The organism is Spirosoma gilvum (genome assembly GCF_054776815.1).
This window is the reverse complement of record NZ_BAAHBH010000003.1, coordinates 286,337-309,435: the sequence shown is the minus strand read 5'-3', so window position 1 is coordinate 309,435 and position 23,099 is coordinate 286,337. Positions and strand designations below refer to the sequence as shown.

The window sequence follows — 23,099 nt, the reverse complement described above, 5'->3', positions numbered from 1 at the left end:
TCCAACGCAGATCTTTACAATCATCATAAGAGATGACCCTGTAACTAAGCCTGAAGCCTGGAATAGCATTTTAACAAGCCCTAATAGGAGTCCGATAAAACAGATATAACTGGAACTCACCAGTTTCCATTTTTCCCATGGGAAGTAAGGTGAACCCAATAAAATTTTGTGGAACATTCCGTGGAACATTTCTTGCTTTCGTGAAAACTATCCGGCATCTTTGGACCTGCAACGTACAGACCCATGGGTAAAGTCATTGCTATCGCCAACCAAAAGGGTGGCGTCGGTAAAACTACAACAACGATAAATTTGGCCGCCAGTTTGGCCGCCCTCGAATTTCAGACGCTCATTGTTGATGCAGATCCTCAGGCGAACTCCACGTCAGGGCTGGGTTACAATCCGAAGGAAATCGAAAACAGCATTTACGAGTGTATGGTCGAAGGTGTTCGACCACAGGATGCTATTATCCAGACGGATTTCCCGAATCTGGATTTGCTGCCTTCTCACATAGACCTCGTTGGTGCTGAAATCGAAATGATTAACCTCCAGAATCGGGAGGATAAGATGAAGGAAGCACTCGGTAGCCTACGCGATGAGTACGACTTCATAATCATTGACTGTTCGCCTTCGCTCGGGTTGATTACCATCAACAGTTTAACGGCTGCTGACTCGGTTATTATTCCGGTTCAGTGTGAATATTTTGCGCTCGAAGGATTAGGCAAATTGCTGAATACAATCAAGATCATCCAATCTCGACTGAACACGCACCTGTCTATTGAAGGTATTCTGTTAACGATGTATGACTTACGGGTTCGGCTGTCGAATCAGGTCGTGAGTGAGGTAACGAGCCATTTCCAGCAGATGGTATTCAATACCATCATTCCGCGCAATATTCGGTTGAGCGAATCGCCCAGTTTTGGTGTCCCGGCCCTAGCCCAGGATGCCGACAGCAAAGGAGCCGTTAGTTATCTGAATCTGGCTCGCGAAATTCTGATTAAAAATGGCATGATGCCACAAGAAGCTTAAAACATGTATGATGTATGATGTATACAGTATGATTGCTGATTAGTGGTCATACATCCTATATCATACATCTTATATCATACATCTTTACGCATGGATAACACCAAAGCACCGAATAAGAAGATGATAGGATTGGGCCGCGGCTTAGGTGCCTTGTTGCACGATACAGAATCGGTCAATCGACAGTCGAAACCGTCACCGTACGAATCCATTAGTACGATGACCGAAATCGGTCTGTCGCAGATTGAGACAAACCCCTTTCAACCGCGTACCCGCTTTGATGAAGAAGCTCTTCAGGAGCTTGCCGATTCGATTCGGACTCAGGGCATTATTCAACCCATTACCGTTCGGCAACTAGGCAAAGATCGGTATCAACTTATTGCTGGTGAACGCCGTTTGCAGGCGTCCAAAATAGCAGGGTTCACGCATATACCTGCGTATGTTCGTACCGCCAACGACCAGCAAATGCTGGAAATGGCCCTCATCGAAAACATACAGCGTGAAAACCTCAACGCCATAGAAATTGCACTAAGCTATCAACGGCTTATCACCGAGTGTAGTCTGAAGCAGGAAGAACTGGGCGAGCGGGTTGGTAAAAACCGGACAACGGTCAACAATTACATTCGGTTACTGAAGCTGCCTCCTATTATCCAGGCGTCTCTCCGCGACAACAGGATTTCGATGGGTCACGCACGGGCCATCATCAACATCGAGAACCCCGACACACAAATCCGGCTTTTTACCAAAGTTGTTGAAGAAGAATGGTCGGTACGGAAGGTTGAAGAAGCGGTTCGGAATTTAGCCGACGGCATTGAGGAAACAGCTAAGAATCGGCGGATAACCCTACCCAAGCAGGAAATCCGCAGCCTTCAGTTCAAACTGTCTTCGCTGTTTGGTACCCGCGTGTCGATCAAAGCCGATGAAAAGCATAAGGGGGAAATCAAAATTCCGTTCACCTCGCAGGAAGAGCTAGCCAAAATCCTGGAAGTGCTGAACTCGCAGGCCTAATCGTGTTAAATTACCTTAAACGGGTGGACCGGCGAGCCCACAGGCATGGGCTCGGGCGTTGTCTATGTATGAATTCATTATCAACTTCATGCAGTATTGTGCTGTTAGTCATTTTAACAGCCGGATCGCTCTTTGCCCAACGCCCAGCCATTAACCCTGCTCCTACACCACCCCCAACCGATTCGACCCGGCAACTCCGCTCAGCTTCCGACTCCATTCCGACAACCATCCGCCGAAATGGAATTCGCGTAGGCACATCAATCCTAACTCCTGAAAATGATTCAACGTCGCTGGATCGTCCCGACACGGTTCGTTTAACGGCAAAACAGGAGCAGAACATTCACAAAATTGTACCCAGAAAAGCCACCACGCGGGCGCTCGTTCCGATACTGGCGTTGGGGCAGGCGTATAATCGGCAATATTACAAGATGCCCTTTGTGTATGCGGGTTACGCGGTCATGGGCTACTTGTTTGTTAAATACCGGGGCCTGGCTCAGGAAGCGGCAATCGGGTATAAACGACTCTTATTTGGCGATGTAGTAACTGGCGCTTATAAGGTTGAGCTTAATCCTACTCTATACCCGTCCAATCTGATTGGAGATCCTATCTCGGTCAAGGCAGTTTCTACACCACCTGAGTTTGTCGTCATTGGCCCCTATAAGTACTATACATCAACGGGGGCTAAAAATGCGTATGATACCTACCGGCGCTACCGGGACTTAAATGTTTTATTATCTGTGGCACTTTATGCCATTTCGATTGTTGAAGCCAATGTAGCGGCCCACTTGAAAACCTTTGATTTATCCGACGACATTTCGATGAACGTCGAACCCAGTGTGCTACCTGCGCCCGGTGTTGGCGTAGTACCAGGTGTTCGGGTAGCATTTACGTTTAAATAATTATGAACATACTTCTGCTTGGCTATGGCAAAATGGGCAAGACTATCGAGCAAATTGCACTCGACCGGGGTCACCAGATTGCAGGCCGTATCGATGCTGATAATCACGCCGATTTGGCGAATCTGGAACCCGACGATGTCGATGTGGTCATTGAATTTAGCTCGCCCGAATCGGCCGTCGACAATATATCCTACTGCCTGAAACGGGGTTGGCCAGTCGTATGCGGTACAACGGGCTGGCTGAGCCATCGCACTGAAATCGAAGCCTTGTGCCGCGAAAATAAAGGCGCTTTCTTCTATGCATCAAACTACAGCATTGGCGTCAACCTGTTTTTCCGGTTGAATAAAATCCTGGCTCAGTTTATGCGGAATTACCCATCGTACCATGTGTCGATGACCGAAATTCACCATACAGAAAAGAAAGATGCGCCAAGCGGCACCGCTATTACCTTAGCCGAAGGTGTCCTTGAACAGTTACCACACAAACACCGCTGGGTAGTCAACGAACCGGATAAAGAGCCCGCTATTGTCGGTGAAGACGACATTGAAATTAAGTCGCTTCGCGAAGGAACGGTACCCGGAACGCACATTGTCCGCTACGAATCGGACGTAGATCGGATCGATATTAAGCATATAGCCCACAGCCGGCAAGGTTTCGCGCTGGGCGCTGTCGTCGCTGCCGAGTGGCTGGTCGGGCGCGAGGGTATATTTGGTATGGACGATCTGTTAGGAATGATGACCGGGTCGCCGGAGCGATGATGAATGATGAAATAAAATCGTTTCATCTTCGTAATTTCGTTAGTTATTATTCATAGTAGCATACCCACAAATTCGACATTCATCATTTATCATTTATAATCGGACCGGCGATCCGGTCATCATTATTGAACGTGTCTGAAGTTAAAACCAAGGCCGAAGCACCGGCTAAAGCCAAGAAATCGCCCATTCGGGAGTGGTTTGATTCCGTCTTATTCGCCGTTGTAGCGGCTACGCTCATTCGGTGGCTGTTCATGGAAGCCTTTACCATTCCAACCCCTTCGATGGAAAACAGCCTGATGGTAGGCGACTTCCTGTTTGTCAGCAAGTTACATTATGGCACTCGAACTCCACGGACACCGTTGCAAGTGCCTCTGACGCACCAGAAAATCTGGGGAACCGATATTCCGTCATACAGTACGCTCATTCAGCTTCCCTCCTACCGGTTGCCGGGTTTTACGCACGTCAAAAATGGGGATGTGGTGGTGTTTAACGTACCGCCTAAGTACCTCAACGACAACATCGATTATCCGGTCGATTTGAAAACCAACTACATCAAGCGGTGCATCGGGATTCCGGGCGATGTGATTGAAGTAAAGATGCGGGACGTGATTGTCAATGGCAAACCCTTCCCGAAACCTCCCCGTTCGGAGCAGAAATATTTCATCAAAACAGCTGAAGTGCTCGATGCTACCTTCTTTCGTAAGTACGACATCGTGAATGACTACCGCGATCCGAACCAACCTACCGAAAACTGGAAGCCACTGGAACAATATGACGATTCGACCAAAACGTCGAAACTGGTTGGTTACAGCGTGAATACGACGGAAGAGGTGATTGCCAAATTCAAAGCGTTCGATTGGGTAAAAGGCATTGAACCGATGGCTGAAAAACCGGGTGAAGCCGCTCCGATGATTTACGGAGCGCCGACTTTCAAGTGGAACCATGACAATTTTGGCCCTATTACGGTTCCGAAAAAAGGGGCTACCATCCAGATCAATCCACAAACAATCGCGTTGTATGGTCCTGTTATTCAGCTGTATGATGGAAATGAAAAGGTTGAGTTGGATTCGGCAGGCATCAAAATTGCCGGTCAACAGATCAAGTCGTATACCTTCAAACAGGATTACTATTTCATGATGGGCGATAACCGCGACAACTCGCTCGACTCACGGTTCTGGGGCTTTGTTCCCGAAGACCATATTGTTGGGAAAGCCGTATTCGTCTGGATGTCACTCGATCCAAATCCAGCCAATATCTGGAACAAAATCCGCTGGAACCGGCTATTCCGAACGATTGATTAGCGAACGAACCAATAAGCTACTCGGTCAACCCCCGACTTTGTGCAGAGAGCCGCAAAGTCGGGGGTTTATCATAAATGCAATTTGGTGACTCATTCGCCCGTTTTAAGTCCGAAATTGAAACCATTTTATCCCTGAAGCATGATTAAGTCGCTACCCAAACTGAATACATATGGACAGATAAGGCTGTTGATTTTACTGGCTTTACTGCTTATTCAGGGAAGTGGTCGATTGGCGTTGGCAAAAGGGAAAGAAAAATCGGCTGCACACCGGGTTCGTTCCGTCAAGAAACGACCGTCGATAAAGTCGGTCAAACGGACTAGTTCGGCCAAAATCCGATCGGTCAGTCATAAATCGGCCACGAAGGTATCCATACCTGAGAACAAGGCTGCCGCTGTGGCTTCAATGGCATTATTAGGCGCTAACTATGCCCGAGTAGCGGTTAAAGACCAAAAACTAGGCGGGGCCGTCTATTACCTGGCCTCAGGACACGGCGGCCCTGATCCAGGGGCCATTGGTCATTATGGAAAGTACGCGCTGGCCGAAGACGAATACGCCTATGACGTAACCATCCGGCTCGCTCGCAATCTGATGGAACATGGTGCAACGGTCTACATGATCATTCGAGACCCTAATGATGGCATACGAAACGAAAGTGTACTCAAACTGGACCACGATGAAGTCACCTACCCCAATCAGGCTATTCCATTAAACCAGACACTACGGCTTCGCCAGTGTACGGATGCAGTAAACCGACTCCACCGAAAGCATAAAGAAGTGTACCAACGTTTTGTTACCATCCATGTCGATAGCCGGAGCGAAGGCCAGAACATCGATGTATTTTTTTACCATCACGAGAATAGCAAAGTCGGTAAGCGACTGGCCAAACACATTCATAAAAGTTTCAAATTGGGCTACAAACGCAGTCAGCCCAATCGCAATTATCTGGGAACCGTGTCGGACCGAAGCAGCTTGTACGTCGTTCGGAACAGCCATCCGCCCACCGTCTTCATCGAACTAGGGAACATCCGCAACGACAAAGACCAGCGACGTTTCCTGCTAGCCGATAACCGACAGGCCCTCGCCAACTGGATTTGCACCGGATTACAAACGGATTATAAAACGAGATAATGTGTTTAATCCCACTTCTACCACTCTATTGGGGCTAAGCCTTTACTTTCCAGGTAGGCATTTGCCTGACTAAAGTGCTTATTACCGAACCAGCCACCATAGTTAGCGGCCATTGGCGATGGATGCTTGGCTTTCAGGACCAGGTGCTTTTTGCTATCAATCACCGCGCCTTTTTTCTGTGCATAAGCCCCCCAAAGCATAAACACGATGTGCTTTTTCTCAGTCGAAAGCAGTTTGATGACGGCATCGGTAAATGTTTCCCAGCCTTTCCCCTGATGGGACCCTGCCTGTCCGGCCCGAACCGTCAGGGTCGCGTTCAGTAGCATAACGCCTTGGCGCGCCCAGCGTTCGAGGTTACCCGACTTCGGAATGGGTTTGCCGAGGTCATCCTGAATTTCTTTGAAGATATTGATTAGCGAAGGTGGCTTGGGAATTCCATCGGCTACCGAAAATGCCAGTCCATTCGCCTGCCCCGCACCATGATAAGGGTCCTGACCCAGGATCACTACCCGTGCATCGTCGAAGCTGCATTTGTCAAACGCATTGAAAATCAGCCGACCTGGTGGGTACACACGCTGTGTACTGTATTCATGGCGCAGAAACTCAGTTAGTTCAGCGAAATAAGGTTTGTCGAATTCGGGCTGTAGTCGGGCTTTCCACGATTCAGCGATAGATACATTCATGGATAACGGAACTGATAAGAGTTATTTGGCATTATAGGCCTATACCAGGCGCAAAGACACTCTTTGAAATTTTTTCGGGAACAGTCTTGCGTAACAAAACTAATCAACTTAATTTTCGTTCTTAGGTTGCAAACGATACTAAATTTATGGTTTCGTCAGTCACAGAAGGCGTAAAAGTTAGCGTGAAAACAGAGTACCAGGCCGACTATTCCAGTCCGCTTCAGGCACATTATGTATTCACCTACCGAATCACGATAGAAAATGCCAGCGACTATACCATCCAGTTGCTTCGTCGGCACTGGTTGATTTTCGATTCAAACGGGACGATCCGGGAGGTCGAAGGCGAAGGAGTCGTTGGCCTGCAACCCGTACTGGAACCGGGCGAAGTCCACGAATATGTGTCGGGCTGTAACCTTCGGTCAAGTATCGGCAAAATGTCGGGTACCTACCTGATCGAACGAATCATCGACGGCAAACAATTGCGCGTAAACATTCCCGAGTTTACGATGGTCGTGCCTTATAAATTGAATTAATAATGAAAAATGCATAATGGATAATGGAAGTGAATGAGCGGTGGTCAGACTCCCTCATCATTCATTTTACATTCTACATTATCCATTCCTTATGTTGCTTCCTTATTTTCGTTACCTGAGTCGCGCCCGCGACGAACATTCGCTGCATTCCCCGTTTCTCTTTTCGCTGTACACACAAGTCATTCGGGCCCCAAATGGCTCGAAAGCTGTCTTTACTCCCATCCAAAAGCTCCGAAAAGAACTTCGAAAAAGTCGCCAGTTGATCACCATTACGGACTTTGGCGCGGGCTCCAAAGTAAATGCATCCCGGCAGCGTACGATTGGTGATATTACCCGACACTCACAAAAATCAGCCCGCTTCGGCCGACTCTTGTACCGACTGATTCGTCGGTTTGAAGCGAAAACGATTATTGATCTCGGTACATCGCTTGGTCTCACAACGGCTTATCTGGCCGAAGCCACCCGGCCATTTTCGGGAAACGTTCTCACGTTTGAAGGTTGCCCGGAAACGGCAGCCATTGCTCGGCAGAATTTCGAGAAGCTAGGTATCCAACATGTAACGCTGGCTATTGGTAATCTGGATGAGCTACTGGTTCCTCAAATCGCGGCCAGTAAACCGATTGATTTAGCGTTTTTTGATGCGAACCACCGCTACGAGCCAACCGTTCGCTACTTCGAAACCTGCCTGACCAACATTCATAACGATACGGTTTTTGTTTTCGACGACATCCACTGGTCCGATGAGATGGAACAGGCCTGGGCGTACATTAAGGCGCATCCGGCCGTCAGTGTAACCATCGATCTGTTCTGGATCGGTCTGGTTTTTTTTCGAAAAGAACAGCCGAAACAGGATTTCATCCTTCGCTTTTAACTGTAAGCCAGTTTAAACTTTTCGTTTTGTAGAACATGTAAGACTCTTTTTTTGTCATTCCGACGCAGGAGGAATCTCAAGTTTCATATTAATCAAGCTTGAGATTCCTCCTGCGTCGGAATGACAAAAAACCGATCCAGCTATACAGAAAGTTAGAAAGTTCAAACAGGTTCTTTAACAGAAAAGTCCAGAATTAACGTTATCTTTCGAAGGGCTTTTTTGGCCTGAAACGGACTATGAACTTCCTGACTTGTACCCGCTTAAGCCTTTGCGTGGGAGTGTCGGCAATTCTGCTGAACCTGGTGTCGTGCAGCAAAACGACCACCGACTCACCTAACCCTACCGAAACAGCTTCCTTTGATCTGATTCAACAGAAAATTTTCACCCCATCCTGCGCACTATCGGGTTGTCACGCTTCGGAGAAAGATGCGACGTTCATTCAGCATGGTCTAGTACTAGCTGAAGGGGTTGCCTATGCGAATCTGGTAGGTGTTGATCCGAAAAATACGAATGCCAAAGCCGATGGGCTGAAGCGAGTGAAAGCCTATGCGTCGCTGGAAAGTCTGCTATACCATAAACTGAACATATCGGCAAGTCACCACTCTGGCAAGTCGTACGGCAATTCAATGCCCCTGGGCGGGAATACGCTGCCTGATGGGCAGATAGAATTTATTCGACGATGGATTGAATCAGGCGCTCCGAAAACCGGTACCGTCGTTGATGCAACGCTATTGGCCGATAATACCGTAACTATTACCCCTTACGAATCGCTATCAGTGCCTGCCTCTGGAACCGGCTATCAAATGGCCGTCCCCCAGTTTGACATACAGCCGAATTTTGAACGGGAGCTATTTACCCGTCGGATGGTAGGCAATACGACCGATATTTATGTAAATCGGTACGAAACCAAGATGCGGAATGGAAGCCACCATTTCGTCGCCTATGATTTTTCGAATAAAAGTCTCCTACCCAACCTAAACGACATCCGTGACCTGCGGAATCCAGATAACTCGCTCAACGTCGTTACGGCCCTGAGTATGTCGAATCATGTTTATCTGGCTGGTTCACAGGCGCAATATCAGAACTACGTCTTTCCTGAGGGGGCGGCTCTACTCATTCCCGCCAATGCTTCGCTCGATCTCAACTCGCACTTCGTCAATAAAACAACGTCGGTCATGAAAGGTGAAGCGCAGATCAACTTCTACACGATTGATAAATCGAAAGTGGTTAATGTGGTGCAAACGCTGAACCTGAGCAATACGAATCTGACGATCCCGACCGGAAAAACCGTTACGCTGAGCAAGTCATTTACGTTCGACAAACCACGCAAGGTCCTGACACTTACCTCACACATGCACAAGCTGGGAACCAAGTTCGTGATCAAAATCAAAGGGGGTACCCGCGATGGTGAAGTGGTGTTTACATCGACCGACTGGGAACACCCTGACATCATTACGTATGCTACGCCGATCGCACTCAAGAAGGGCGAAGGACTAACCTCGGAAATCACGTATACGAATACGACAGCCAAAGATGTGAGCTTCGGCCTGACAAGTGAGGATGAAATGGGGATTATCTTCGGCTATTACTACGAAGATCAATAAGAATTTTATTAAACCCAGAGGCACAGAGAACACAGAGAAAATGAATTTAAAACTCTGTGCTCTCTGTGCCTCTGGGTTTAATCATTAATTAGATTATGTTCGGTATCGACAATTATCTGGCTTTTCTGCTAACAGGGATTTTATTGAACATCACACCCGGTTCGGATACATTATACATACTGGGGAGAAGTCTATCACAGGGAAAGCAGGCAGGTATTTATTCGGCGCTGGGGATTTCGGCCGGGTGTTTTTTCCATAGCTGCCTGGCTGCTTTTGGCCTATCGGCCATTATTGCCGAGTCACAACTGGCCTTCGACATCGTCAAGTATGCAGGCGCTGCGTATCTGGTCTACCTGGGGCTTAGGATGTTGCTTACCAAAGAGGCTACCTTAATCATTCAATCTACAGACAAGGCCAGTAGTACAGGCAAACTGTTTATTTCGGGCGCGTTGACCAACATGCTGAACCCGAAGGTTGCCCTATTCTTCCTGGCATTCCTGCCTCAGTTTGTTCAGAAAGAATACAGCCATGAGCCACTTCCTTTCCTGCTACTGGGCCTAACCTTCACACTGACCGGAACCATCTGGTGCATTTTGTTGGCCCTGTTTTCGTCTGGTTTGAGTTACCGGCTGAAAGAAAGTCCAACGATTCAATACTGGTTTGCCAAAGCTACGGGTAGCGTTTTTATCTTACTGGGTCTTAAACTCACGCTGGAACAGGCCAAGTAATACAGGCTAAACGTTTATTGTTCGATCAATAATTGGCGTGAGTTTGTCATTCCGACCGTAGGGAGGAATATCAAGTTTACCTTATGGGCACGTTGAGATTCCTCCCTACGGTCGGAATGACAAACTCACATCTAATTTTTCTGTAAAAGGGAAAGTTTAACAGTTTCCTTAATAAAAACAGCCTGAAAGTTTACTGCTTTCAGGCTGTATAAAATACTCTATCTCTTACAGAATTAGATGTATTGATTGATAATGCTTTCAAGCCATTCCTGCTTACCACTCCGCATCTGTGGTTCTCCGTTCTCCAATGTGTACGCACGCAGATCTTCCAATGTCAGTGTACCGTCTTCAAAGGCTTTACCCTGACCATTATCGAATGATGCATACCGCTCGGTTCGGAATTTGAGGTAGTCGGACTCTTTCAAAATGGCATCGGCAACGATAAAGGCACGTGCAAAGGCATCCATACCACTGATGTGCGCGATGAACAGGTCGTCAACATCAGTCGAGTTCCGACGAACTTTCGCATCGAAATTGATACCGCCGGGCTTGATACCTCCTGCCTGTTGTATCACTAATGCAGCCTCAACAAGTTCATAAACATTAATTGGGAACTGATCCGTATCCCAGCCATTCTGATAATCACCCCGGTTAGCATCGATACTACCCAGCATGCCCGCATCGGCAGCTACCTGTAATTCGTGGTCGAAGGTATGGCCCGCCAGCGTTGCATGGTTGACTTCGATGTTCAGTTGGAAATCTTTATCAAGTCCATACTGGCGCAGGAAACCAATTACCGTAGCTGCATCGTAATCGTACTGGTGCTTAGTTGGCTCCATGGGTTTCGGCTCGATGAAGAAGGTCCCTTTGAAACCTTGTTTCCGGGCGTAATCACGGGCGATGGTCAGGAATCGGGCCAGGTGCTCCACTTCCCGCTTCATATTGGTGTTCAGCAACGACATGTAGCCCTCGCGACCACCCCAGAATACGTAATTCTCACCACCCAGAGCAATGGTCGCATCAATGGCGTTTTTCACCTGCGTACCGGCATAAGCCAATACGGCAAAATCAGGGTTCGTCGAAGCACCATTCATGTAACGAGGATTCGAGAACACATTGGCAGTTCCCCACAGCAGTTTTACACCACTGGCGGCTTGTTTCTGCTTGCCGTAGTCAACGATGGCTTGCAGGCGACTCTCATATTCGGCCGCCGACGAGCCTTCATCGACCAGATCAATATCGTGGAAGCAATAATACGGAGCACCAATTTTGGTGAAAAATTCAAAAGCCGCATCCATTTTGAGCTTAGCCCGAACGTTTGCATCGCTATCCTGATCCCAGGGGAAGATACGCGTACCAGGGCCAAAGGGGTCACCACCCGTTCCACAGAAGGTATGCCAGTAGCTAATCGCAAAACGCAACTGCTCGCGTAACGATTTACCGTTTATGATCAACTCGGGGTTATACCATTTAAAGGCTAACGGATTTTTGGATTTAGGGCCTTCATAGGCAATCGCACCGATACCTTTGAAAAACTCCTTATCGCCAAGCGTGATATTTGACATGTTTTGAAATTGGTTAAGCGTTAATGTTTCAGCAATTTCTATAGTGTAAAGTTGACGCTTTATTTTTAATTGTCAAAGTGACAATTAAAAAAATGTGTGAGTTTTCTTTTACACAGAGATGGTCGATTACCATTCAAGTAAATAGTATGACCTCATCGGGGCCGTACTATTTACTTTGTTCTATAAAGCAAACGTTTACAGAATGGTATCCGTATTCGGAATGAAGTTTAGAAAGGAATTGGTTAGCTGGCTGTACTTGGCCGCATCGACCTGATAGTAGTACGCTCCCTTTTTCGAGAACCCCTTCTGCTTCTCGTCTAATTTGATGAGCAACCCCGTTGAAAGAATCTTCCGGCTGAAATTCCGCTTATCGAAATCCGTGTTGTAGATCGCATCGTAGAGCTTCTTTAGCTGAGGGATGGTAAATTTTTCAGGAAGCAGCTCAAAGCCAATTGGATGCTGGGCCGCTTTATATCGTAATCGCTTGATGGCCAGATCAACCATCTCGGCATGATCGAACAGTAGAAAAGGCAGGTCGTAAATCGAAAACCAACGGGCCTGAAACGCTTCGGAGAGGTTGGTTTCGTAATCGGCTACTTTGACCAGCGAAAAATAGGCAACAGAAATTGTTCGAACGATGGGATCGCGGTACGGATCGCCGAAGGCATGCAGTTGTTCGAGATAAACGTCGGTAAGGCCAGTAAGCTCAAACAGAATACGAGCAGCAGCCTGCTCCAGACTTTCGGTAGGTTGAAGCCAGCCACCCATCAGCGACCATGTATTGCCTTCAATGCCCCGTTTTACCAGCAACACCTTTAAGCCTTCCCCATCGAAACCGAAAATAATTGAGTCTAAAGCCAGTAAATAAGGTTGCTGCTGTTTATATTGGTCTACCATCGACAATGCTGTGCGATACGAGTGGGAAGGTCGTTCAAGCCGCAAACTACGGAATTTTAGCGGCTTTCTTCAGAACAAATAGAACACAGATCATTATGATGATTATGATTTGTTAAGATCTGCGTTGATCATAATCATCGGTGTTCTATCTGGCCTCAATCTAGGGGCCGTTTGAGTTTAAATTCTTTTCCGATCTCAACAGAGGTTTCAAGCGGTCGGTAAAAGCTTTCGGGTGGACCGAGGTAACTTGGCTTTAAACCGCCAAAGTCAACTACGAGTTTCTGGAGCACCACTGCCGGATCTACCATCCAGAATTTCAGTATGTGTTCGCCGGGTTTGGCAAGGGTATGCTGCGATGTCAGAATACGGATATTATTGGCTACAGATTTCTCCCAGCCTTTGGTCGTCTCTCCTGCGTGCATATCAATGACTTGTGGCTTCTCATCATCGAAGGAGATCGCGAACCGTAATCCTTTGTTCTCGTTGAAATTAAGTGTAGGCGACAGATACGTATGGACCTTCACGGTGCCCGTATCGGCGGCATAGATGCGGTATTCCAGATGTGGGCTTTTTGTCGTAAGCTCAGCCTGACCGGGTGCAGTAACTGGCGAAATTATCATGCCTGTTCCCATACGGCCAATATCCGGTACAATCTCCCACCGAATCGAATCCGTATGAATCGCTTTGGTATAATGTGCAGCCTCCATCGATACATAGCCATCGCTTTCCAGAAAACCATCCATTTCGCTACGTTTCGGCCATACAAGGTTTTGAACAACGGCATCAATCACAATGACCTGACTGCCGTTAAACCCGCTGACCGTAATCGGAATCCGGTGTATACCGATGGGCACTTTCTTCCAATCCAAAACACTGACAGCCACGCGCTCCTGGTCTGTTATGCGGGCTCCTGAAAGGACTTTCAGCCAGGGAACGGATGATTCGATGGTACACGTAAACGGCGTTTTCCCCCGGTTGAACACCTCAAAATAAACCGATTGGTTCTGATATGAATTGATAACGGGCAGTACTGGTTTGGCCGTTGCCGAAGGCCACCAATCGTCCGACCCTTCGATGGCCACGCCCATTTCCTCCGCTGTTGGTTCATCGATCGTCTTTACCTCAGGCATTGCATTTTTGTCGGGTTGTTGCCAATAGGTATAACCAATGTGTGTCTGGTCCATCAGGTGGTGCCATTTGCCATTCGTCAATGTATCGTTGTAATAACGCGTAATTTGGGCATCACGCTCAAACAATTCGGCAGCCCGTTGTGCCAGTTTATTCGTCATGGCTCTCCGCTGCGTAGCATACTGGCGATTTTTGGCAACGGTTACGTAGAGTTCATTCAGGTTGGCACAGGCCCGTACCGGATGTAATACAAGCTGATAATAGGCATCGTGATAGGCGGCTGGCAGGTCACTGTAAATCTGCTCAGCTTCCCGAAGCAATGCGTTATATTCGTTCACCACAGTTTCCGCTTCGCGATAGTGGTTAAGGCTATATGTATCGGGCGAGAGTAGCTCAGGTTTTCGGCGACTGTTGTAGCTGGTGTATTTCTGAAGGATACGGCCAATGGCCCGGGCGTGTTTTTGCCCAAACTGACGCTCGGCCCATAGCGACGCATAGGCATCCAGCCGCTCGGCAGGCCATCGATCAGGTGCCCAGGCATAATCCAGAAAAAACTCAATCGGGAATTCCATCGGCTTAATATCACCGACGTTCACGATCCAGATACGATCAACGCCATGGCCATACGCCAGGTGCATTTGTTCCCAGGTACGGGCAATCGGACTGGTGTTCAGCCACTTGTAGTTCCGTGGTCCACCCACGTAATCGAAGTGGTAGTAGATGCCATATCCCCCAACTCGTTTGGGTGAACCTATAGCGGGCAGCTTGCGGATATTTCCCCAGTTATCGTCGCAGAGCAGCAGCGTTATATCATCGGGAACCCGCATGCCTCTGTCATAATAGTCCTGTACTTCTTTGTATAGGGCCCAAAGCTGCGGGGTTTCTGAAGGATCTTTATGCGTGACGTCGCCAATGATTTTGCGCTGATCGGCCACAATTCGCTCCAGCAGGGCAATATTACTTTCCTGACTCATAGGCTCATCGCCATCGCCCCGCATGCCAACGGAAACGATGCTTTCATTCATCCCCATGCGTCGGATACCTTCTTTCCAGAAACTCTTCAATGCGGCCTCATTTTTCTGATAATTCCAGGGACCTTTTCCATAGCGTCGCCACTCGTCGTGAGCCCGCATGAGCGGTTCGTGGTGCGTAGTCCCAATCACGACACCGTACTCGTCGGCCAGATACGGATTCAGGTTATCGTCGTCGTAAAAAGCACTTCCCCACATGGCAGGCCAGAGGTAATTGCCTTTCAGCCGGAGTATTAATTCGAAGACTTTCTCGTAGAACTTGTGGTTGAACCCGCCGAATTTTTCTTTTGCCCAACCTGACAGAGCCGGTGCTTCGTCGTTGATGAAAATCCCCCGGTACTTAACGGCCGGCGTTCCCTGGCTGTGTCGTCCTGGCAGAACATAAAGTGACGACTGCGGACTTACTGGTACATCGGCCCACCAGTTCCAGGGCGATACACCGATTTGAGCCGACAGGTCATAAAGGCCGTAAATCGTCCCGCGCTTATCACTTCCGGCAATCACCAAAGCCCGATCAACACCTGGTGTTGGGTTATCAACAATCTGCGTCAGGAATGTTTCCCATTTGCCCGTGATAGCCGTCACATCCAGTTTCTTCGTCTGAACGAGTCGGTCGATGAGGGGGCTTTTTCCTAACGTACCAACCAGAACGATCTCGTTGGCATACGAGTCTTTGTCATTCTTCAGTACCGGCAGAACTTCGGTTACCTGTTTTATATCGGCTTGTAGGTTTTTTAAAGCCCGAACGACACCCGGATATTCAGCCGTACTGGCCATGAAAGGTGTTGCCTTTCCGTTGGCAACCAATGCAAAACGGCCCGTTCCGTTCTGGTTACTCACATACGCATTGGTGTCGATAGCCTGCGTGGTTAGGGGAAGCTGACAGGCAATGAGGAGGATGAAGTAAATGATCCGCATAAGAAACCGAATTAAAACCTCCCTCCTGCCAACTGACAGGAGGGTGTCTTACGTTAACCTATGATTAAAATTTGTACTAGTACCTTTCGGTAGCACCTAAAAGCGCCTGTTTGGTTAGTTATAACGATAGAGCTTCACTTTCTGAATGCCATACTCACCTACAGGAATACGGATATGCCGCCCCTGATGGTCCTGATCGCCATTTAAACGTCGTCTGGCCACCCATTTCCCGTCGATAAATTTTCCTTCGTCGATTCGGGCGATACCGGCCACAGGCGCGTCGGGTTTGTCGGACACGCAGGTTAGTACGATACCTGTTCCGGCTACGGTAAACTCATCGGATGCGGTCTGAATAATAAGTCCGCCCGTAGTAGGCCATTCATCATCCTTGGCTTTTGGCGACCAGCCCAGCGTATAGTCGTGCTTACAGGTAAAGGTATAGCCGCCCAATCGGATGGTATCGACGGCCGTTTTTTTATCAAACAGCACTCCGTTCATCACGCCTTTACCCTGATGCGCCAGAATAAGCGGGGTTAGTTGTTCCAGTATCGAATAGCTTCTGGCAATAGGTTCCTCAGCCGGTTTGTCGGTTGATTCAATCGAGAACGGCGAAAAACCCATCGCATCGTAATGCCCGATAGCATAAAACACTTTGGCGGCTACGGTTGGCTCGAACCGAATTTCCGGGATGAACAATGGATTATCTTTCCGGCTATACTGGTCGTTCCAGTGCTTGAAATCGGGATTGTAAAAGTCGGGCGATAGGAAATCGACGGCCGGAGCTGCTGCTTTCCAGATGTCGATGATGTGGGGCAATGGGCCACCGCTGGGGTAATCGCCCGGTTTTACGTTGGGTCGGTTGAGGGCTGCATTTACAAACATGGGTAGCGGATACACGGCTTTACCTGCCTCTGTAACCCGATTGGCATATTGTGCCAGATGCCAGGCAATAAAGATTTCGTCCGTTGCCAGACTCTTACCAAATACTTCCTCCCAGGTTCCATCCATTCGGAATCCACCAGCTTTCCAGGCATTCTGCACGGCAGGCGTTAACGTATTCCGGGCAATCTGTAGGTGTTGCATCAACGTTTTCGGAACGGGTTGACGAAACACAGACGTAGCCGCAGGCGAATGGTCACGGGCATCGGGTAGCATACCAATTTCGTTCTCGACCTGAATCATGACTACTGTTTGTTGCTGCTCGTCAATCTGACGTACATGTCGCAACAGAGCCGTAAACGCCCGAATGTCGGCCTCCAGATTGTTCTGACTAAAAGGCGTCAGGATTTCCTGCCCCCGCCCCGCTTTGTTCTGCGCTCTCGGAAAACGTTTGGTATCCGTTTTAACCCATTCCGGTACGTAACACGACATGCTGTTTTTCCAGCTACCAAACCATAACAGTACGAGTTTCATCTGGTGAGCCCGAGCGTCCATGATCAGTTCATCGACCAGCGTAAAATCGAACTTACCCTCCTGTGGCTCCAGCAACTCCCAGTAGATGGGCGTCAGTACCGTATTGACATGCATCTGCTGCAGTTTCGGCCAGATTGGTTTCATATACCCCATATCCGACGCGCTGGAATTACCCAGCTCACCGCCCAGCATCAGAAAAGGCTTACCATTGATAATTAATTGGGTAGCTCCGCCTTGCTTTTGCAAATGCGGTATCTGCGCATACAATGACAGTGATAGGAATGCGATAGCCAGTATAAAGTAACAGCGAATCATGGATCAACAAGGTTCAGGTAAGTCAGTTAGGATGCAAAATTAGTATAATTAGCATACATCAATAGAACGCAGATTTTTATGATGATTATGATCAGTGTAAATCATAATCATCATAAAAATCTGCGTTCTATTGATAGCGTACCATCACCTAATTTGACTGACGACTATCCAGTCCTTGAGAAGGTATCGACTTGAATTTCCGAAACCAGATGGAGCCTTGTCGGCAAATGAGTAACTTATAGCAACTGAATCTTACAACAACACACTCTGAAATACTTCGTCCAGACGAGTCACCGGTTTAACACTGATCTTATAATCTTTGGTGTCGAGCCCTTTCATGTTGTATTTGGAGATAAAGATTTTCTTGAAACCCAACTTTTCGGCCTCAGCAATGCGTGATTCTATCCGGCTGACCGCCCGAACCTCGCCCCCTAAACCGACTTCGGCCGCAAACGCTACCGAGGGCGGAATGGCAATATCTTCGTAGCTTGAGACTACGGCTGCACAAACCGCCAAATCGATGGCCGGATCTTCAACACGTAAACCACCGGCAATATTCAGAAAGACATCCTGCTGTCCTAGACGGAAACCGCCACGCTTTTCCAGAACTGCCAGAAGCATATTTAGTCGTTTGGCATCAAAGCCGGTACTACTGCGTTGAGGAGTGCCATAGGTAGCGACACTGACCAAAGCCTGGGTTTCGATCATCAGTGGTCGATTACCCTCCAGCATGGAGCCGATAGTTACACCACTTAGGGCTTCATCCCGTTGGGAGATCAGGATTTCAGAGGGGTTGGTTACCTGGCGAAGTCCCGTGCCGAGCATTTCGTAGATACCCAGTTCATCGGTGCTGCCAAAGCGGTTTTTGGTGGTTCGCAGAATCCGGTAGGTTGTATGACGGTCACCTTCAAACGTTAGCACCGTATCAACCATGTGCTCCAGGACTTTAGGCCCGGCCAATGACCCTTCTTTGGTAATATGGCCAATCATAAATACGGGCACTGCACTTTCTTTGGCGTACTTCATCAGTTCGGCCGTACACTCGCGTACCTGCGACACACTACCCGCTCCCGACTCTACCAACGACGACTGCATAGTCTGAATGGAATCGATGATCAGGATTTCCGGCTCAAAATGCTCGACCACTCGAAAGATGTTCTGCGTCGATGTTTCCGACATCACATGGCAATCGCTGGTGGGTGCATCGAGTCGTTCGGCACGCATTTTTATCTGTTGCTCGCTCTCTTCGCCCGATACATAGAGTACGCGCATACCAGTCAGACTGAGGGCAATCTGAAGCAATAGCGTCGATTTACCAATACCGGGCTCTCCACCAATCAGCACCAGCGACCCCGGCACAATACCTCCACCTAAAACCCGATTCAGTTCAGCATCGGAGGTCCGAACGCGCGGTTGTTCCTCATAATTAATGGCATGAATAGCTTTCGGTTTCGCAGCAACTTTTAAGCTGCCTGGGCCCGACGATGGGCTGCGCCAGTTACCTTTTTCGGGTTCGTCCTTCTGTACAATTTCTTCAACAAAGGTATTCCATTCGCCACAGGATGGGCAGCGTCCGAGCCATTTGGCTGACTGTAGACCGCAATTCTGACAGAAATAGGTGGTTTTTAACTTGGCCATCTTTTCGGGTGAAAGTAAACAATAAGGCGAGATCAGCGGTTGGATAGCGGAAGCTGATTAAACCTTTTCAACAGCGTTTTATCCAACTCGCATCAGCAACAAACTGACACCTGTTTTAGGGATAACTGCCTACTAATTTAAACGCCATTCACTCAAAATTAGTTGGCTTTTTGTACCGGAATAAACCGATTTCCGTTAATCAGACAGTACAACCATTTTACAACCAGCTATGAACAAAATCCTGCTTTTCGTTTCACTGACTCTTTTGCCCGCATGCGTGTTTGCGCAGGGCTTTCAATTTGGTATTAAAGGAGGGGTAAACCTCTCCAAGCTTAGCTTTGGTAACTTCGTTTCGACTGGAACCAATACCAACGGGTCGCCTAGTGTGAGTGTGGATGGCCAGACCTTTCGCAACAATCTGAACACGAGTCTGGACAGCCGAACGGGAACGTCGTTCGGTGTGTATGCACGTATTGGTAATAATCTTTTTGTACAACCCGAGCTTCTCTATTCGACCCGAGCTGGTTCGTTCGACGTGATCCGGAATGGCCAGACGGAGACAGTTACCGTAAAGACCACTACGTTCGATGTACCGGTGCTGCTTGGTATTAAAGGTGGGCCTATTCGGGTGGTAGCCGGGCCGGTAGCCTCCTTCCGGATAAACGACAACCAATCGTTGGGGCAGGCCGTCAAACAATATACCAACGGAACGCTGAACGATGCCTGGTCGCAGGCCTATTATGGCTATCAGGTTGGTGGTGGTCTGGATATTGGTTCCTTCGGCCTTGATGTCCGCTATCAGGGTAATATTACCGACATTGCTCAGATTAAAGACAATTCGTCGCAGTTCAGTCAAGGCATGAAAACCTGGCAAATCACGCTAGCTTTCAAAATAATCTAATAGTCGATAGTCGTATCTTTGGAAACATTAACGACTATTAAAAAAACAAACCGTTGCTGTCCGCCCCAGAAGGGTTTGCAGCAACGGTTGTTTTTTTAATTAACCCACTAAATACGTACAGTCTTTGAATCGACAGTCTTCAGCAGTGATAAATGATTCACTTATCACTGCTGAAGACTGTCGATTTTTTAATTATACAACCGTTGCCAGTACTGGGCCAGTTGCTGCGAAATGTCTTTCATACGCCGACGGGAAATCGCGACTTCACGTCCATCAGCCAGCCGAACCTGACGATCCCGGTTGAAGATGTTGCGCTGCACATAAGCCAGATTGACGATATATGATTTGTGAATACGAAGGAACATCGAAGCGTCTAATGTCTTCTCAAACTCTTTGAGTGTTTTTGACACTAAGAATCGCTTCCGGTCGCGAGTGTGGAGGAATGTATAATTACCCTCTCCCTGGAGACACAGAATATCATCGACCGAGATAAAAATGGTACGGTTCAGATAAGGCAACGCAATACGTTGCGCACTACGCTGATACGAAGCGGGGAAATGAGGAACAACGGAAATCGGTTGAGCGGACGAGAATAAATTGGCTTCCATGATAGAGAGTGTTTTGGTTCGTGTTCTAAGTGGTTACTGACGAAGCAAAACTACCTGATGGTTACCGCCTGAAAAAGAAATGGCCTGATCAACAAGGGTCGAAAAATAAATTCAACCAGTTGTTAATCAGACCATTACGATCTAAAATCGTATTTTATTCGAGTGAATGTACTCAGAGTATTGCGTAAAACTACGTGGAGGTAAGTATGTGAATTTGCCCTATAATTAATCGGGAAATTCCACCTTTACTCCTCAAACTAAGGCAACGGGCTGAAAATCCCGAATCCGATCCATAAACATCTGCGCCCGTCGACGTGAAATTTTAACCTGCTGTCCATCAGTCAATTCCAGCTCGCCTTCTTTTTTAACAAAGAACTTGCGAACAAAGCCAAGGTTAACGATACAAGATTTGTGTACACGAACGAAAGCCTGTCCATCGAGCATCAGTTCGTATTCTTTTAAGGTACGCGACACCAGCATTTTGGTACCATCTTTTAGAAAGAACTTGGTATAGTTTCCACAACCTTCAAGTCTTACTATTTCGTCAGTAGAGACTGTACGTTTCCGATCATAAAATGGGATGAGTAATTTCTGTAGGCAATTCGTATCGGCAATTTTTTCCACACTATTGTGGAAGCTTCTGGACACTGTGTCAAAAAGTGAGTCATTAGCGAATGCATTCATAGCTGTTTGATCAGGTGTTAAATTATGGTTATATAGAGGCTGACATTCAGAAACTTACCAATCAAATCTACGTACCGGCGTCACTGGTTAACCTGTCTTCTCTCTCGAATCAGTCTACAAGAATCAGTCCTACTTATTAAAAGTTACGTATATCCATAAAACTAGTTTATAATTAACTATAAATCAGACCATATTACCTTTCACTCAACAACCGCCCTGTTATCCTTCTATACTCCTTGTCTTGGGAACGCCCAAATTTGACGACAAGCGCCCCATTTCATAACAACCACCGTAGCCAAATGCGGCTGCTCTTCTTAGTTTTCCCTACCTTTGTAGAAGCGAATAGCTAACTGAGTAACCTATGCTGGACAAAGTAAGAGACCTCCATCAGGAGATTGACCAATATACTGTAAGCTCACCCGAGCAACTGGAGCAGTTTCGGATGCGATTCATTAGTCGCAAAGGGGTAATAACTGAACTATTTGAACACCTGAAAACCGTTCCTCAGGCCGACCGTCGGGCGGTTGGACAAGAGTTGAACGGGCTAAAAAATCTGGCGCAGGAACGCTTCGACTCCTTCAGTCAATTGATCGACGAACAACGTTCAGCCGCCAACAACGCCCCTCCAGTCGACCTAACGTTACCAACCATTCCCAATCTAACGGGTACACAGCATCCGCTTAGCCTGGTTCGGCAACGTATCATCCAGATTTTTGAACGAATTGGATTCAATGTAGCCGACGGCCCCGAAATCGAAACGGACTGGTACAACTTTGGTGCGCTAAACTTCCCCGACAATCACCCTGCCCGCGATATGCAGGACACGTTTTTCGTGGAGAAATCGGGCATAGGAGAAACTTCGTCCGACGTATTACTACGTACCCATACGTCTAATGTACAGATTCGGCTGATGGAACGGCAAAAGCCGCCCCTTCGATCCATTATGCCTGGGCGTGTTTACCGGAACGAAACCATCTCGGCGCGGGCGCACTGCATGTTCCATCAGGTCGAAGGTATTTACATCGACCGGAATGTTGGTTTTAAAGATCTGAAAGATACGCTTTATCATTTCGTCAAAGAGATGTTTGAGCCGGGCACGCAGATTCGTTTTCGGCCATCGTATTTCCCGTTTACGGAACCCAGCGCCGAAATCGACATTTCGTGTCAGATTTGTGGCGGAACAGGCTGTAATATCTGTAAGCATTCGGGATGGGTCGAGATAGCCGGTTCAGGTATGGTCGATCCACAGGTAATGGCCAATTGCGGTATCGATCCCGAAGAATATACTGGTTTCGCATTCGGCATGGGTATCGAACGCATCACCCAATTAAAATACGTGGTGAACGACCTGCGACTCTATACCGAAAATGACGTCCGTTTCCTCCGTCAATTTGAAGGATTATAAACAAAGAGCGAAAGAATGAAAGAGTGAAAGAGCGAAATAAAATACGCCAGCCGGAATGCC

At 47.8% G+C, this 23,099-nt stretch carries 20 protein-coding genes; 12 read left to right on the top strand and 8 right to left on the bottom strand.

Annotated elements, in window-relative coordinates:
* The first annotated feature begins 243 nt into the window (after positions 1–243).
* From ACYVFD_RS09590 to ACYVFD_RS09565, 6 genes are all read left to right on the top strand, one after another.
* Positions 244–1,026, top strand: coding sequence for a ParA family protein (locus ACYVFD_RS09590; RefSeq protein ID WP_461089711.1), 783 nt, complete (start codon positions 244–246; stop codon positions 1,024–1,026).
* A 90-nt stretch (positions 1,027–1,116) separates the two neighbouring features.
* Complete coding sequence (locus ACYVFD_RS09585; protein WP_461089710.1) at positions 1,117–2,031, top strand: ParB/RepB/Spo0J family partition protein; 915 nt, start codon at positions 1,117–1,119, stop codon at positions 2,029–2,031.
* 68 nt (positions 2,032–2,099) lie between these two features.
* Complete coding sequence (locus ACYVFD_RS09580; protein ID WP_461089709.1) at positions 2,100–2,930, top strand: DUF5683 domain-containing protein; 831 nt, start codon at positions 2,100–2,102, stop codon at positions 2,928–2,930.
* 2 nt (positions 2,931–2,932) lie between these two features.
* Positions 2,933–3,688, top strand: a complete 756-nt coding sequence (gene dapB / locus ACYVFD_RS09575) for a 4-hydroxy-tetrahydrodipicolinate reductase (protein WP_461089708.1) — start codon at positions 2,933–2,935, stop codon at positions 3,686–3,688.
* Positions 3,689–3,819: 131 nt separating this feature from the next.
* Positions 3,820–4,989: a signal peptidase I gene (gene lepB, locus ACYVFD_RS09570; RefSeq protein ID WP_461089707.1), complete on the top strand. Its 1,170-nt coding sequence runs from the start codon at positions 3,820–3,822 to the stop codon at positions 4,987–4,989.
* 138 nt (positions 4,990–5,127) lie between these two features.
* A complete protein-coding gene (locus ACYVFD_RS09565; protein ID WP_461089706.1) occupies positions 5,128–6,117 on the top strand; it encodes an N-acetylmuramoyl-L-alanine amidase family protein in 990 nt (329 codons plus the stop codon).
* 17 nt (positions 6,118–6,134) lie between these two features.
* Here the strand turns inward: ACYVFD_RS09565 and ung are convergent, their stop codons facing one another.
* Positions 6,135–6,800: a uracil-DNA glycosylase gene (gene ung, locus ACYVFD_RS09560; protein ID WP_461089705.1), complete on the bottom strand. Its 666-nt coding sequence runs from the start codon at positions 6,798–6,800 to the stop codon at positions 6,135–6,137.
* A 146-nt stretch (positions 6,801–6,946) separates the two neighbouring features.
* On the opposite strand from ung, the gene apaG reads away from it, so the two are divergent.
* The 4 genes from apaG to ACYVFD_RS09540 all read left to right on the top strand — a co-directional run bounded on the left by apaG (position 6,947) and on the right by ACYVFD_RS09540 (position 10,536).
* On the top strand, positions 6,947–7,333 hold the full coding sequence (gene apaG, locus ACYVFD_RS09555) for a Co2+/Mg2+ efflux protein ApaG (protein WP_020594907.1): 387 nt from the start codon (positions 6,947–6,949) through the stop codon (positions 7,331–7,333).
* Positions 7,334–7,424: 91 nt separating this feature from the next.
* Positions 7,425–8,204 carry an O-methyltransferase gene (locus tag ACYVFD_RS09550; RefSeq protein ID WP_461089704.1) on the top strand — a complete coding sequence of 260 codons (780 nt, stop codon included), beginning with the start codon at positions 7,425–7,427 and terminating at the stop codon, positions 8,202–8,204.
* Positions 8,205–8,440: 236 nt separating this feature from the next.
* The gene (locus ACYVFD_RS09545) at positions 8,441–9,808 is read left to right on the top strand and encodes a monooxygenase (RefSeq protein ID WP_461089703.1); all 1,368 of its coding nucleotides are present in this window, start codon (positions 8,441–8,443) and stop codon (positions 9,806–9,808) included.
* 95 nt (positions 9,809–9,903) lie between these two features.
* Positions 9,904–10,536 carry a LysE family translocator gene (locus ACYVFD_RS09540; RefSeq protein WP_461089702.1) on the top strand — a complete coding sequence of 211 codons (633 nt, stop codon included), beginning with the start codon at positions 9,904–9,906 and terminating at the stop codon, positions 10,534–10,536.
* Positions 10,537–10,769: 233 nt separating this feature from the next.
* Here ACYVFD_RS09540 and xylA read toward each other — a convergent pair whose 3' ends face one another.
* The 5 genes from xylA to radA all read right to left on the bottom strand — a co-directional run bounded on the left by xylA (position 10,770) and on the right by radA (position 19,441).
* On the bottom strand, positions 10,770–12,101 hold the full coding sequence (xylA, locus tag ACYVFD_RS09535; protein WP_461089700.1) for a xylose isomerase: 1,332 nt from the start codon (positions 12,099–12,101) through the stop codon (positions 10,770–10,772).
* 195 nt (positions 12,102–12,296) lie between these two features.
* Positions 12,297–12,998, bottom strand: coding sequence for an NUDIX hydrolase (locus ACYVFD_RS09530; protein WP_461089699.1), 702 nt, complete (start codon positions 12,996–12,998; stop codon positions 12,297–12,299).
* Positions 12,999–13,153: 155 nt separating this feature from the next.
* Positions 13,154–16,075 (bottom strand): glycosyl hydrolase 115 family protein, encoded by a 2,922-nt coding sequence (locus ACYVFD_RS09525; RefSeq protein ID WP_461089698.1) that lies wholly within the window; start codon positions 16,073–16,075, stop codon positions 13,154–13,156.
* 114 nt (positions 16,076–16,189) lie between these two features.
* Positions 16,190–17,803, bottom strand: coding sequence for a GH35 family beta-galactosidase (locus ACYVFD_RS09520; RefSeq protein WP_461089697.1), 1,614 nt, complete (start codon positions 17,801–17,803; stop codon positions 16,190–16,192).
* A 252-nt stretch (positions 17,804–18,055) separates the two neighbouring features.
* Positions 18,056–19,441, bottom strand: coding sequence for a DNA repair protein RadA (radA, locus tag ACYVFD_RS09515; protein WP_461089696.1), 1,386 nt, complete (start codon positions 19,439–19,441; stop codon positions 18,056–18,058).
* 229 nt (positions 19,442–19,670) lie between these two features.
* Here radA and ACYVFD_RS09510 point away from each other — a divergent pair, with 229 nt between their 5' ends.
* On the top strand, positions 19,671–20,342 hold the full coding sequence (locus tag ACYVFD_RS09510; RefSeq protein ID WP_461089695.1) for an outer membrane beta-barrel protein: 672 nt from the start codon (positions 19,671–19,673) through the stop codon (positions 20,340–20,342).
* Between the two features lie 188 nt (positions 20,343–20,530).
* Here the strand turns inward: ACYVFD_RS09510 and ACYVFD_RS09505 are convergent, their stop codons facing one another.
* Together ACYVFD_RS09505 and ACYVFD_RS09500 are read right to left on the bottom strand one after the other, a co-directional pair.
* On the bottom strand, positions 20,531–20,950 hold the full coding sequence (locus tag ACYVFD_RS09505) for a LytR/AlgR family response regulator transcription factor (protein ID WP_461089694.1): 420 nt from the start codon (positions 20,948–20,950) through the stop codon (positions 20,531–20,533).
* Positions 20,951–21,202: 252 nt separating this feature from the next.
* Entirely contained in the window at positions 21,203–21,634 is a 432-nt protein-coding gene (locus tag ACYVFD_RS09500; RefSeq protein WP_461089693.1) for a LytR/AlgR family response regulator transcription factor, read from the bottom strand.
* Between the two features lie 361 nt (positions 21,635–21,995).
* On the opposite strand from ACYVFD_RS09500, the gene pheS reads away from it, so the two are divergent.
* Entirely contained in the window at positions 21,996–23,039 is a 1,044-nt protein-coding gene (gene pheS, locus ACYVFD_RS09495) for a phenylalanine--tRNA ligase subunit alpha (RefSeq protein ID WP_461089692.1), read from the top strand.
* The last annotated feature ends 60 nt before the right edge of the window (positions 23,040–23,099 follow it).